The sequence below is a fragment of the Pseudomonas sp. W2I6 genome, from assembly GCF_030815935.1.
In the GTDB taxonomy this organism is placed as follows: domain Bacteria; phylum Pseudomonadota; class Gammaproteobacteria; order Pseudomonadales; family Pseudomonadaceae; genus Aquipseudomonas.
The window spans coordinates 6280661-6293826 of record NZ_JAUSXJ010000001.1; the positions used below are offsets into that span (position 1 = coordinate 6280661).

At 61.1% G+C, this 13166-nt stretch carries 10 protein-coding genes; 5 read left to right on the forward strand and 5 right to left on the reverse strand.

Features of this window, described 5'->3' with window-relative positions; translation table 11 throughout:
* Window positions 1–75 precede the first annotated feature (75 nt).
* Window positions 76–2949, reverse strand: coding sequence for an EAL domain-containing protein (locus tag QF039_RS29090; RefSeq protein ID WP_307521971.1), 2874 nt, complete (start codon window positions 2947–2949; stop codon window positions 76–78).
* A gap of 279 nt (window positions 2950–3228) precedes the next feature.
* Between QF039_RS29090 and uvrD the strand changes: the two genes are divergently transcribed.
* The 3 genes from uvrD to QF039_RS29105 all read left to right on the forward strand — a co-directional run bounded on the left by uvrD (window position 3229) and on the right by QF039_RS29105 (window position 7023).
* On the forward strand, window positions 3229–5412 hold the full coding sequence (gene uvrD / locus QF039_RS29095; RefSeq protein ID WP_003213452.1) for a DNA helicase II: 2184 nt from the start codon (window positions 3229–3231) through the stop codon (window positions 5410–5412).
* A gap of 191 nt (window positions 5413–5603) precedes the next feature.
* Entirely contained in the window at window positions 5604–6479 is an 876-nt protein-coding gene (locus QF039_RS29100; protein WP_003213454.1) for a Tim44 domain-containing protein, read from the forward strand.
* A gap of 136 nt (window positions 6480–6615) precedes the next feature.
* Window positions 6616–7023: an SMI1/KNR4 family protein gene (locus tag QF039_RS29105; protein ID WP_003213456.1), complete on the forward strand. Its 408-nt coding sequence runs from the start codon at window positions 6616–6618 to the stop codon at window positions 7021–7023.
* 80 nt (window positions 7024–7103) lie between these two features.
* On the opposite strand, the gene QF039_RS29110 is transcribed toward QF039_RS29105, so the two are convergent.
* Window positions 7104–8867 carry a cation:proton antiporter gene (locus tag QF039_RS29110; RefSeq protein ID WP_003213459.1) on the reverse strand — a complete coding sequence of 588 codons (1764 nt, stop codon included), beginning with the start codon at window positions 8865–8867 and terminating at the stop codon, window positions 7104–7106.
* Window positions 8868–9162: 295 nt separating this feature from the next.
* Here QF039_RS29110 and QF039_RS29115 point away from each other — a divergent pair, with 295 nt between their 5' ends.
* Window positions 9163–9648: an acyl-CoA thioesterase gene (locus tag QF039_RS29115; protein ID WP_003213461.1), complete on the forward strand. Its 486-nt coding sequence runs from the start codon at window positions 9163–9165 to the stop codon at window positions 9646–9648.
* A gap of 27 nt (window positions 9649–9675) precedes the next feature.
* On the opposite strand, the gene QF039_RS29120 is transcribed toward QF039_RS29115, so the two are convergent.
* Window positions 9676–10722: a hypothetical protein gene (locus QF039_RS29120; RefSeq protein WP_307521978.1), complete on the reverse strand. Its 1047-nt coding sequence runs from the start codon at window positions 10720–10722 to the stop codon at window positions 9676–9678.
* Between the two features lie 81 nt (window positions 10723–10803).
* Window positions 10804–11676 (reverse strand): pyridoxal kinase PdxY, encoded by an 873-nt coding sequence (gene pdxY / locus QF039_RS29125; RefSeq protein ID WP_003213465.1) that lies wholly within the window; start codon window positions 11674–11676, stop codon window positions 10804–10806.
* A gap of 117 nt (window positions 11677–11793) precedes the next feature.
* Between pdxY and QF039_RS29130 the strand changes: the two genes are divergently transcribed.
* Window positions 11794–12192 (forward strand): DUF3301 domain-containing protein, encoded by a 399-nt coding sequence (locus QF039_RS29130; protein WP_003213466.1) that lies wholly within the window; start codon window positions 11794–11796, stop codon window positions 12190–12192.
* Here QF039_RS29130 and QF039_RS29135 read toward each other — a convergent pair.
* Complete coding sequence (locus tag QF039_RS29135; RefSeq protein WP_008439499.1) at window positions 12186–13148, reverse strand: GTP-binding protein; 963 nt, start codon at window positions 13146–13148, stop codon at window positions 12186–12188. The genes QF039_RS29130 and QF039_RS29135 overlap by 7 nt on opposite strands.
* Window positions 13149–13166: the final 18 nt, after the last annotated feature.

Here is a 13166-nt window from a genome sequence, read left to right on the forward strand (position 1 = left end):
CATCACTTAATCACGCTGCTGCCCGCTGATTCAGCGGGCAGGCTCGATGTAGCCCCGCGTGCGGCTTGGGCTCAACTATGGAAAATCGGCATTTTTTCGTAACAAATCCGCCAAGCCATCCGCTTCCACCGGCCGACTGATCAAATAGCCCTGCACCTCGTCGCACTGCTCATCCCGCAAAAAGTCCAGCTGCTGCTGATCTTCCACACCCTCGGCCACCACCTTGAGCGACAGCCCGTGGGCCATGGCAATGATGGCGCGGGTGATCGAGGCATCTTCGCGTCCCTGGCCCAGGCCGCGAATGAACGTCTGGTCGATCTTCACGTAGTCCACGGGGATGCGCTTGAGGTAACTGAGGGATGAGTAACCGGTGCCGAAATCATCAATCGCCAGCTTCACCCCCAGGTCGCGCAGTTGCTGGAAGGTCGAGATGATGTGCTCGACGCTGTCGAGCAGTTGGCTTTCGGTCAGTTCCAGCTCCAGGTATTGCGGATCAAGCCCAGTTTCTTCCAGCACCTGGCGCACCAGGCTGATCAGCTTGCCCTGGCGCAGTTGGTGCACCGACAGGTTGACCGACACCCGAATCGGCGCCAGCCCCTGGCGTTGCCATTCACAAGCCTGCCAGCACGCCTGGCGCAACACGAACTCCCCCAGCGGCACGATCAGGCCGGTTTCTTCGGCCAGCCCGATAAAATCGCCGGGCGGCACCATGCCCCACTGCGGATGTTCCCAGCGAATCAATGCTTCGGCCGCATTCAGCTTGCCACTGGACAGGCACAGTTTGGGTTGGTAGAACACCGTGAGCTGGCGCTCATCAATCGCCTTGCGCAGCTGGTTTTCCAGCTGCAAACGTTCCAGGGTGCTGGCCTGCAGGCTGTCGGTGTAGAACTGGAAGTTATTACCGCCCAGGTGCTTGGCGTGCTGCATGGCCATGTTCGACTGGCTGACCAGCGCGGATATTTCCCGCGCATTGTCGGGCAACAGGCTGACGCCCATTGAGGCGCTGACCACCAGTTCGTGCCCTTCCACCGTCACCGGCACCCGCAACTTGGCCAGCAACCGCGTGGCCACCCGCGCCAGGCTCGACAGGTTGCCGTAGGCGTCGAACAGCACGGCGAATTCATCGCCAGAGAGCCGCGCTATGGTGTCGGCTTCGGGCAAGGCGTTGATCAAGCGGCGGGCCATTTTCTGCAACAACTGGTCGGCCACTTCATGCCCGAGGCTGTCGTTGAGCAGCTTGAAACGGTCCAGGTTGATATGCAGTAAAGCCAGGCTGCGGCCACCCTGGCGCACCCGCTGATGGGCTTCGCGCAACCGCTCGCGGAACAGCGAGCGGTTGGCCAGCCCGGTCAATTCGTCGTAGTGCGTGAGGTACCGCATGCGCTCCTCGGATTCGCGCCGCGCGGACAGATCAGCGAAGAAACCCACGATATGGCTGACATTTCCCCGAATATCTCGGACTACATTCAGTTGTAGCCATTGCGGGTAGAGTTCGCCGTTCTTGCGGGTTTCCACGAGCTCGCCCTGCCAGGTGCCGTGGCTGAGCAACGCCTGGCGGATCACCGGGAAGTGGCGCCGTGCGTCGCGGCTGCTGGGCAGCTCCACGACATTGCGCCCGATCATGTCGTCAATGTCGAAGCCGGTAACGCGGCTGAATGCCTGGTTGACGGCTATCAGCACGTAGTCCGGATCGAGGATCACAATGCCTTCGCTGGCCGCCTCAAACACCGTCGATGCCAGGCGCTGCTGTTCTTCCAGGACCTTGCCGGCGCTGATGTCGCGGCGGGTACCGAGCATCCGCGTGACGCGCCCGCCTGCCGAGCGCTCCACGGCGCGGCCACGGTCCTGGATCCATACCCAATGGCCATCGCCATGGCGCACCCGGTATTCCACCAGGTAGTCCTCGCTGCGGCCTTTAAGGTGCTCCACCAGCGCGCGCTTGAGCAGCGGCAAGTCGTCCGGATGCAGGCGTGGCTTGAGGTGGCTGAGCATCGCCGTGACGTATTCCGGCTCCAGGCCGAACAACTCCTTGAGCTGGGTATGGTGGACCTCATCGGTTTGCAGGTTCCAGTCCCACAGCCCCAGTTCGCTGGCCTGCAGCGCCATGGCCAGACGCGCCTCGCTTTTGCTCAGGGCCAGGCTGGCCGCGTCCAGTTCCTGACTGCGCTGATCGACGCGTTGCTGCAGGCCGATCTGTGCTTCGCGCAACTCTTGTTCGACCTGGCGCCGCTGCTCCACCTCACGCACCAGTTCCTGGTTCAGTTGCTCGCTGCGTTGCTGCGCTTGCTGCAGATGCTCGATCAACGCCTGGTTCTGGAAGCGCCTGAGCAGCCCGCGCTGGATCAGGCGATTGACCTGCCATGCCACCAGGCTCAGGGATGCCAGCAGAATCAGGCCCAGGCAACCCCAGCCTTGCTGTTGCGGGTCGCCGCTCCAGAATAAATAGAGGATGGCCGGCACCAGGCAGGGCACGGCAAACGACAGGAAAGCCGGCAGGCTGACGGCATAGGCCACACTGGCGGACAAGGTCGCCGCGCCGAGCAGGCCGAACACCCAGGCCTGTTGCGCAAAACTGTCCACAGGGACCAGGGCGATGGCAGCACTGGCCAGCGTCAAGCCGCTGACGGCCGAGCCCAGCATGAACATGCGTCGCCAGATCGGCTGCGCCTGGCGGCTGGGCATGGCGGAATCGAACGCCGCCACCTGAATTACCCGCAAGGCCACCAGCGCCAGCAGCCATACCAGCCAAATGCTGTCCAGCAGATAGCGCTGCGGGCTCCAGAGCAACCAGGCGCAGACCAGTCCATTCACCAGCATTAATAAAGTAGGCAGCAGGGAGCCTTGGTAAAGCAGGCGCGTGCGCTCCACCGCCATCTCCATGGCGTAGTGCTTGCGGATAACCTGCGCCGGCGCCACGGAGGGTCCCGCCAGGTCAATGCTAAGGGTCATAGGCAGTGTTCTTATAATGGTGAGCCCGAAACGTCGACGGAGCATACACAAGCAAACGCTCGGGCCAAACTGCCCCAAGTCATAAAAACAGCGCGACAATCAGGCGCAAACCTTGGAGCCAGACAGCTTGAGTGAGACAGGGCGCGGGCTGTGGGCGATGACCGACCGGTCATCACCGTGAATAGATTGTTGCCTTATCCTGTGTCGACGCAGAAGTTTTCCCGTGACCACCCGGCATTGGGATTTGCCCGACTCCCCCGGGCACCCTAGAATGCGCCGATGCGCGATGATCTCTCTCTTTTGCTGAACTCCCTCAACGATGCCCAACGCCAGGCCGTAGCGGCCCCCGTTGGCCGTCAGTTGGTCCTGGCCGGTGCTGGCTCCGGTAAAACCCGAGTGCTGGTGCACCGTATCGCCTGGTTGATCCAGGTCGAGAACGCCTCACCGCATTCCATCCTGTCGGTGACCTTCACCAACAAGGCCGCTGCCGAGATGCGTCATCGCATCGAGCAGTTGATGGGCATCAGCCCGGCCGGCATGTGGGTGGGCACCTTCCACGGCCTGGCGCACCGCCTGTTGCGGGCGCATTGGCAGGAAGCCGGCCTGAGCCAGACCTTCCAGATTCTCGACAGCGACGACCAGCAACGCCTGGTCAAGCGGGTGATCCGCGAGCTGGGCCTGGATGAACAACGCTGGCCGGTCCGTCAGGCCCAGTGGTTCATCAATGGCCAGAAAGATGAAGGCCTGCGCCCGCAACATATCCAGGCCAGCGGCGACCTGTTCCTGGCCACCATGCGCAGCATTTATGAAGCCTATGAAGTGGCCTGCCAGCGCGCCGGCGTCATCGACTTCTCCGAACTGCTGCTGCGCGCCCTCGACTTGTGGCGCGACAACCCGGGCTTGCTGGCGCACTACCAGAAACGCTTCCGCCACATCCTGGTGGACGAGTTCCAGGATACCAACGCCGTGCAGTACGCCTGGTTGCGCCTGCTGGCCAAGGGCGGCGACAGCCTGATGGTGGTGGGCGACGACGACCAGTCGATCTACGGCTGGCGCGGCGCGAAAATCGAGAACATCTACCAGTACAGCGACGACTTCCCGGACGCCGAAACCATCCGCCTGGAACAGAACTACCGCTCCACCGCCGGGATCCTCAAGGCCGCCAACGCCTTGATCGCCAACAACACCGGGCGCCTGGGCAAAGAGCTGTGGACCGACGGCGGCGAAGGCGAAGCGATCAACCTGTACGCCGCCTTCAACGAACACGATGAAGCGCGCTACGTGGTGGAAACCATCGAAAGCGCCCTGAAAACCGGCCTGGCCCGCAGCGATATTGCGATTCTCTACCGCTCCAACGCCCAATCACGGGTATTGGAAGAGGCCCTGCTGCGCGAGCGCATTCCGTATCGCATCTATGGTGGCCAGCGCTTCTTCGAACGTGCCGAAATCAAGAACGCCATGGCCTACCTGCGCTTGCTGGAAGGTCGCGGCAACGATGCGGCGCTGGAACGGGTGATCAACATTCCGGCCCGTGGCATCGGCGAGAAGACCGTCGAGGCGATTCGCGACCACGCACGCCACAGCGATGTGTCGATGTGGGAAGCGATGCGCCTGCTGATCGCCAACAAGGGCCTGACCGGCCGTGCGGCCGGTGCCTTGAGCGTGTTTGTCGAGCTGATCGAGAACCTGGCCGCCAAGTGCATGGAAATGCCCCTGCACCTGATGACCCAGACCGTGATCGAGCAATCCGGCCTGATCGCCTACCACGAAGCGGAAAAAGGCGAGAAAGGCCAGGCCCGGGTAGAAAACCTTGAGGAACTGGTCAGCGCCGCCCGCGCGTTCGAAAACACCGAAGAAGACGAAGACCTGACGCCACTGGCGGCATTCCTCGGCCACGCTTCCCTGGAAGCCGGCGACACCCAGGCTGATGAGCATGAAGACAGCATTCAGCTGATGACCTTGCACAGTGCCAAGGGCCTGGAATTCCCCTACGTGTTCCTGGTGGGCATGGAAGAAGGCCTGTTCCCCCACAAGATGAGCCTGGAAGAACCCGGCCGCCTTGAGGAGGAACGCCGCCTGGCCTACGTGGGCATCACCCGGGCGATGCAGAACCTGGTCATGACCTACGCCGAAACCCGGCGCCTGTACGGCAGTGAGACCTACAACAAGGTGTCGCGCTTCGTACGTGAAGTGCCGAAAGGGCTGATTCAGGAAGTGCGCCTGTCCAACAGCGTCAGCCGACCGTTCGGCGGCGGCCAGCAGCAGAACTCCAGCAGCATGTTCGCTGGTTCGGAAATCCCCGAGACGCCGTTCAGCCTTGGCCAGCAGGTCAAGCACGCGATCTTCGGCGAAGGCGTGATCCTCAACTTCGAAGGCGCCGGTGCCCAGGCCAGGGTGCAGGTGAACTTCGCCGAAGGCAGCAAGTGGCTGATGATGGGCTACGCCAAGCTCGAAGCAATCTGAAACAACTGTAGAACATGAAGGATGTTGCCCCACCCTTGTATTTGGCAGCGGTGGGGTCAATATCTGTAATAAGTCCTACAGACGATTCGGTATTGGCCCTACGCAAAAGCCCGAAACACTATGCCGCTAGCCACTGACATCACACCTGTGCAACATGGCGCGCGTGCAATCCACAAATGGGAATTCCCTTTATGAAACGTTTTCTTAGCATCGCCATGGCGTTGTGCATCGGCCTGACGATGAGCCTCGACGCCAACGCCAAGCGCTTCGGTGGCGGCAAATCCATGGGCTCGGCGCCGAGCCACCAGACCAGCCAAATGGCCCCATCCGGCGGCGGCATGGGCGGCGCAGCTGCGACCGCTGGCGCTGCCGGTGCCGCAGGCGCTGCTGCCAAGGCTGGCGGTGCTTCGCGCTGGTTGGGCCCTCTGGCCGGTATCGCGGCCGGCGGCCTGCTCGCCTCCATGTTCATGGGCGGCGGCTTCCAGGGCATGCAGATCTTCGACATCCTGATCATGGCGGTCATCGCCTTCCTGATCTTCCGCTTTATCGCCGCCCGTCGCCGCAAGCAACAGGAGCACATGGCTCCAGCCGGCGCGCCGATGCAGCGTGAAGTGTTCGAGCAAAAGCCTGCTGCCATGGGTTCGATCTTCGGCGGTTCGGCTGCTCCTGCTGCCGCTCGTCCGGTGATCAACGCACCCGCCTGGTTCAACGAAGAGCGCTTCGTCGAAGCGGCCCGCAGCCACTTCCAGTCCCTGCAGCAACACTGGGACGCCAACGAAATGGACAAGATCGCCGAGTTCGTGACCCCGCAACTGCTGGAGTTCCTCAAGCGCGAACGTGCCGATCTGGGCGACGGCTTCCAGTCGACCTACATCGACGACCTGAAAGTGCAGCTTGAAGGTGTGGATGACCGCGCCGACAAGACCATCGCCACCCTGACCTTCAGCGGTGTGTCGAAGACCTCGCGTTTCGACCAGGGCGAAGTGTTCAGCGAAAGCTGGAACATGGAGCGCCCACAAGGCGAAAACCAGCCTTGGCTGGTCGCCGGTATCCGCCAGAACGGCTGATCCCTGCCCGCTTTGAGTACGCAGTAACAAAAACCCCGGACTTGTCCGGGGTTTTCTATTTCACGGTTGCACTTATAGCGAGCTACTGTATAAAACGCCCCTATAAACCGCGCCATCTAGCAAGAGGATCCCGGCCGTGGAAGAAGTTATCGAACAATTGCGTGAAGCCAACGAACCGGTACCGGTTCCTCTGGAGCTGCCTGACGAAGATCAACTGGTGGAAATCGAGGAACAACTGTTCATCGATATTCCGTTCGTCTTCCGTGAATTTCTGCTGACCGTCAGCGATGTGGTCTACGGCAGCCTGGAGCCGGTGACCGTCACCGATCCACAGTCCCACACCTACCTGCCGGACGTTGCCGCCAACGCCTGGGATGCCGGTGTTGACCGCAGCATGATCCCGATCTGCCAGGACGGCGACGACTACTACTGCGTCGAGGAAGACGGCACCGTGGTGCTGTGGTCCGGCGAAGAAGAGCTCGTCACCGAAGAAACCTGGGAATCGGTGTGGCACTGGGCACGGGACGTCTGGCTGGAAAGCTGAGACCCCTGTGTGCCGAGGGCGCTTGTTGTGGCGAGCGAGCTTGCTCGCGCTGGGCTGCGAAGCAGCCCTCTGCGACCCACTCAGTGCTCCGGCGTATCCTTATGGTTATCCAGGGTCTCCAGCAAGGCGACCTGCATCCGCGTATGCACGCGGATGAACCAGCGCCACAGCACGGCGGCCACCGCGGCCGTCACCACGGCGATCAGCACCAGCAACTTGTTGGTCGGCAGGATACTGGCCGACAAGGCTGCCAATAGCAGGAAAATCACCAGCAGCGAAAGAATCGGGATCACTTCGGCGATCACCCGGCGCACGCGCTGAGTGTGGCGCCCGGCCATTTCCGGCTTCACGCTCATCTCCGCCAGCAGCATCGACAGCGCCTTGAGCTTGCGGTACGCCGCAATCAAAAACGGCAGCGACAGCAGCAACGCCCCACCCCAGATCAATGCCTTCTGCCAGCTCGGATCGCTGACCCAGCCTTCCAGGTAGCTGCCAATACGCGCCGCGAAAAAGCTGCCGGCAAAGAAGATCGCCACCACCAGCGCCAGGTTCACCCCCACCTGCAGAATGATCTTGCGGATCATCGACGCCAGCATCGCACCCTCGCCCTGGGGCTGAATGCTGCGCAGCCACTCGCCATACATCCCGAACACCCGGCTCATGCGCTTGGGCATCACTGCGGCAATCTTCAGCGACAGCGGGTCTGCGCCACGGATCAGATAGGGTGTGAGCAGTGTGGTAATCGCCGAAACAGCCACCGCCACCGGATACAGGAAGTCGCTGGTGACCTGCAACGTCATCCCCAGCGCGGCGATGATGAATGAAAATTCGCCGATCTGTGACAGCCCCATCCCCACTCGCAATGAAGTGCGGCCATCGTTACCCGCAATGAACGCCCCCAACCCACAGGACAACATCTTGCCCAGCACCACGGCCACGGTAATCACCGCAATCGGCCAGGCGTATTGCAGGAGGATCTGCGGGTCGATCATCAAGCCAATGGCGACAAAGAAGATCGCGCTGAACATGTCGCGAACCGGTTCGATCAGGCGCTCAATCTTCAGCAATTGCCGGGATTCGGCCATGATCGCGCCGATCAGGAATGCCCCCAGCACCATGCTGTATTCCAGCTTGACCACCAGCAGACAGAAACCGAAACACAGACCCAGCACGGTGATCAGCAGCATCTCGTTGCTTTCGAATTTGGCCACGTACTCCAGCAGGCGTGGCACCAGCAAAATCCCGATCACCAGCGCGACAATCATGAACAGCGAGAGCTTGCCGACGGTGGAGAACACCTCGCCGGAGCTGACCGTGCCGCTGACGGCAATGCTCGACAGCAAGGCGATGATGCCGATGCCGAGGATGTCTTCGACGATCAGCACCCCGAAAATCAGCTGGGCAAAGCGCTGGTTTTTCATCTTCAGGTCATTGAGCGCCTTGACGATGATGGTGGTCGAGGAAATCGCCAGGATCGCGCCCAGGAACAGCGAGTCCATGGTGTTCCAGTCGAACCAGCGGCCGATTTCGTAGCCGATCCAGATCATCAGGATGATTTCGAGGAACGCCGCGATAAATGCGGTGGCGCCAACCTTGAACAGCTTGCGCAGGCTGAACTCAAGGCCCAGGCAGAACATCAGGAAGATCACCCCAAGCTCGGCCAGGGTCTTGATCGTGTCTTCGTCGTGGATCAGGCCAAACGGTGGGGTGTGCGGGCCGATGATGAAGCCGGCGACGATATACCCCAACACCACCGGCTGCTTGAGTCGATGGAACAGGATCGTCACCACCCCGGCCACCAGCATGATCACGGCCAGGTCCTGGATAAAGCTGATGGCGTGCATGGCGAGGGGCTCCTTGAGGGGTACTGGCGCTTTTCCCATTTCCACGCATGCACCCCGAAAGGTCGCAATGAACGGAAAGAAAAGTCTGCCTTGATCGTAAGAATTGCCTTTGAGACGGGCTTTTGAAGGGTAACACCGCGACTTGCGGCAGAAAGCCGGTGCAATATATGGAAACAGATCGCCCCGGGCGTGACGGCAAGCCGGGGCCCAGCGTCCCGTTATGAATGGCTCTGCAAAGATTCCAGCACCCGCAGAGGTGCCTCCCCACCCAATGCCTACAACCCGTGAGTGTGCTATGGAACCCGGAAACGCCCAGCTGTCGATGACAGTATTGATGACCCCTGACATGGCCAACTTCTCTGGCAATGTGCACGGCGGCACGCTGCTCAAGTACCTCGACGAAGTGGCCTACGCCTGCGCCAGCCGTTATGCCGGGCGCTATGTGGTGACGTTGTCGGTGGACCAGGTGATTTTTCGCGAGCCGATCCATGTCGGCGAGCTGGTGACCTTCCTGGCCTCGGTCAACTACACCGGCAACACGTCGATGGAAGTGGGGATCAAGGTGGTCACCGAGAACATCCGTGAGCGTTCGGTACGCCACACCAATAGCTGCTTCTTCACCATGGTCGCGGTGGATGACCAGCGCAAACCGGCCGCCGTGCCGCCGCTGCAACCGCAGAACAGCGAAGACAAGCGCCGGTTTGTGCAGGCTCAACAGCGCCGGCAGATTCGCCAGGAGCTGGAAAAGCGCTATCAGGAAATCAAGGCAGACGGCCCGTAAGAGCCCGCCAGGTTTCTGGATGACCGCTTAGTAACGCGAGCACTTGTCAAAGTGCGCACACACATCAAAGCGCTGGTCCAACTGGGCCATGCGCTCCATATGGTGATTGACCACCTCCATCGTCACGCTCTTTCGGGTATTCACGTAGTACTGCACCATAAGCTTGTCGTTCTCCGCTACGCGCGATTTGATCGCACTGTCCGTAGGCTGCATCCATTGCTCCAGGACGGCATCCTCAGTTCCCCGCAGGCGCTGGCGGTACACCTCAGTGTAAAACACCAGAGCCCGGGCCAGACGACCGGCAGACTCTTGATTCGACAGTTCGTAGTTCTGCCGAAACTGGTTCCAATAATCCGGCGGCAAGGTATACGAGCCCATCAACGCCTTGCGCTTGCTGATCAACTCATCAAGCTCTTGAGGCGAGGTTTGCATTCGGTCGACTTTATTTTCTGACACGATGGCCGTGATCGACTGCGCACGCTCGTCAAGAATGCGATCAATCAACACCATTCGCTGCGGAGTATCCGGTAACAACTTGCCGAATATCGGACCTTTGCCCTCGCAAGACGGCATGCCGGTCTCGAACAGCGGCTGCGGGATCCGCACGTCCTTGCCGTCCAATCGCGTAAGACGCTGGAGCAGCGTGCTGCATTGGCGGCCCTGCAATTCGAAGGTCACTTCGTACTCTTCACCCGCCTTGGGCGTTAGATTGAACGCTTTGCCACAGACATAGGAGCTGCCGTTGGTGTTGATCATCAACATAGTGTCCTTTCCGGGCGCCAGCTTGATCTCCAGCAGCCCACGAGCCGTGGGCGGTGGCGGCACAAGCATGTCTACCCGCCGCTTGGTGTCCACCAGGAACATGTTGTTGAGAATGCCTGTGGTCTCACCCATGCAGTGCTGTGCGTCATAGACAAAAAGGGTGCTGTTGGTGGTGTTGGAGATGAACCGCAGCTTCGCCGCATCGGGCTCGGTTGCGTCAGGATAGGTACCGTGGACGCTGCAACCACTGAGCAGCGTAACCAGGGCCAATGCGATAAATGCCCGTGGCGAATGGAGCAGGGATAACGACATGATCTTCCTTGATGAACGCAGAGGGCAAAAAGACGGCCGATAGTAACGGACGCCCTTTGCCTCGCTCAATCAGGAATATTCCTACAGCCCGATTGGGGTTGCCTCGAAGCGAACTCGCGGATGGGCAATCCGGTCCTGGGCGCGCACCAGTTCCAGCTCATAGCTGGCGCACGCCTGGGTTTCCAGCAGTACTTCATGCACCGCTGCAGCAGTGAACTCAAAGGCCGCCACCAGGCTATCGCCCAACAACACCCGCGCCAGGAACAAGCCCGACGTCAGGTCGCCCACGCCCACCGGCTGACGCGGGAATGCCAGCAGTGGCCGACGCAGGTGCCAGCTGCCTTCAGCCGTCACCAACAGCATTTCGAAGCCGTCCGGCAGCTTGCCGGGATAATCCAGGTGCTTGACCAACACCGCTTTCGGCCCGCGGGCCAGTAACGCACGGGCCATCCCCAGGCAATCGAACAGCGACTGCGGCTTGCGCCCGGCAAAGCTGTCCAGCTCCAGCTGGTTGGGGCACAGGAAGTCGGCCATCGCCGCCGCTTCCTCCAGCAGGAAGTCGCTGACCTCCTGGGGCACGATGCAGCCTTTTTCCGGATGCCCCATCACCGGGTCACACAGGTAAAGAGCCTTGGGGTTGATCGCCTTGATCCGCGCCACGCCGGTGAGGATCGCCCGGCCCTGGGCCGCACTGCCCAGGTAGCCCGACAGCACTGCATCACAGTTGCCCAGCTCGCCAATCGCCGCGATGCCTTCCACCAGCGCAGGAATTTGCTGCGGCGCCAACACTTCTCCCGCCCACTGACCATACTGAGTGTGGTTGGAGAACTGCACCGTATTGAGCGGCCACACGTTCACCCCGACCCGTTGCATGGGGAACACGGCGGCGCTGTTTCCGGCGTGGCCGAAGACCACATGAGACTGGATCGCAAGCAGATGGGGCGTACGTTTCATGCAGGGGATTTCCGTAAAGCCGTTGATATTCTGGCTGCGCAGTATGCGACTAAACGCGGCCTGTACGACAGACCGGAGACGCAGTTAAGCTGGCCCTACTTTGTTGGAGTTCATCGAATGCTGACCCTCGGAAATATCTTCGTGCTGATGCTGCTGGCGACCGGTGCCGCCTGGCTGTGGCACAACCACGGCCTGCGCGAGCGGGCGCTGGAACGGGTCAAGCAGCACTGCGCCAAGCTCGACATCGAGCTGCTCGATGGCGCCGTGGCGTTGAAGCGCATCGGTTTTGTGAAAGATGCCAGCGGGCGGCGGCGCCTGGCACGGATCTACAACTTCGAATTCACCGTGACCGGCGAAACGCGGCACCCGGGTACCATCACCCAATTCGGCGCCCACAGTGCACAAATCGAGTTGGCGCCCTACCCGTTCGAGATCAAGACGCCATTGCCCAGCGCCGAGATCATTGAGCTAAGCCAGTGGCGCCAGGAGCATGGCAACAGCAAGACCCGTCACTGACGGCAAGCGGTTAACCCACCCTGTAACTGCGCAACGTCCTGCACTTCGCTGAAGATCAATTCGATACGCGAATCCCGCCGCCATTCGCTGGGCTGCCAGGCCAACGCGGCGTTATCCACAGCGTTGGCCGATACCCAGCCATCCAGGCTGTGGATAACCAGTTTTGCCCGTCGCCAGTCCAACGATTGCAGCCATTGCTGAATGCGCCGCGCGTCGAATCGCTGACTCGGATGCCAGCGCCAGCCAATGCTCCAGCCATCCTCCTGGCCCTGGCTGAGGCAGATCGGCGATGCCGGATCCGTCCAGATGGCCGGCATTTGCCCCAGGCCTTTGGGCAACTCGAAGTTATCCACAGCCGCTGCCGCTTGAGCATTCACACCCGGTAACCGGGCCAAGGGCAGTTGCGCCTGCTGCGTCCAATAGATCGGTCGATCGGGCAGTTGCCCTTGAATCAACAGGCGCTGCGCATCACTTAAGGCTTCATTCTTGTTCAATACCAACAGCCCGGCGCTGGCTAATGCCTCCCGTTGGGCATTGGGTAAAGGTTTACCCGCCGCCAACGCCTGGGCATCCAGTACCAGCACGCACGGCTGCACCGCCAGTACCTGCTGCCAGGGTGCTTCCCGCAGCTGCTTGAGCAATTGAGCCGGGTGCCCAAGCCCGGACGGCTCGATAAACAGCCGGTCGGGCCTGGCCTTACGCAACAAACGCCCCAGTCCTACCTGAAACGGCGCCCCGTTGACGCAACACAGGCAGCCACCCGCCACTTCACCGAGGGCAATCCCGTCGTCATCACGGGTGAGCAACGCGGCATCCAGGCCAATCTGCCCGAACTCATTGATCAACACCGCCCAACGCTCGTTGGCCGGGCGCTGGGCCAGCAGGTGCTTGATCAGGCTGGTCTTGCCGGCGCCCAGGGGCCCGGCAATCACATGGGTGGGAATGTTCTGCAGCATGGTGGACATCATTCAGAC

What these genes read in the sequence shown, in the direction of transcription:
- QF039_RS29090 (WP_307521971.1), bottom strand. Translation starts at nt 2,949, where the DNA reads ATGACCCTTAGCATTGACCTGGCGGGACCCTCCGTGGCGCCGGCGCAG.
- uvrD (WP_003213452.1), top strand. Translation starts at nt 3,229, where the DNA reads ATGCGCGATGATCTCTCTCTTTTGCTGAACTCCCTCAACGATGCCCAA.
- QF039_RS29100 (WP_003213454.1), top strand. Translation starts at nt 5,604, where the DNA reads ATGAAACGTTTTCTTAGCATCGCCATGGCGTTGTGCATCGGCCTGACG.
- QF039_RS29110 (WP_003213459.1), bottom strand. Translation starts at nt 8,867, where the DNA reads ATGCACGCCATCAGCTTTATCCAGGACCTGGCCGTGATCATGCTGGTG.
- QF039_RS29115 (WP_003213461.1), top strand. Translation starts at nt 9,163, where the DNA reads ATGGAACCCGGAAACGCCCAGCTGTCGATGACAGTATTGATGACCCCT.
- QF039_RS29120 (WP_307521978.1), bottom strand. Translation starts at nt 10,722, where the DNA reads ATGTCGTTATCCCTGCTCCATTCGCCACGGGCATTTATCGCATTGGCC.
- pdxY (WP_003213465.1), bottom strand. Translation starts at nt 11,676, where the DNA reads ATGAAACGTACGCCCCATCTGCTTGCGATCCAGTCTCATGTGGTCTTC.
- QF039_RS29130 (WP_003213466.1), top strand. Translation starts at nt 11,794, where the DNA reads ATGCTGACCCTCGGAAATATCTTCGTGCTGATGCTGCTGGCGACCGGT.
- QF039_RS29135 (WP_008439499.1), bottom strand. Translation starts at nt 13,148, where the DNA reads ATGCTGCAGAACATTCCCACCCATGTGATTGCCGGGCCCCTGGGCGCC.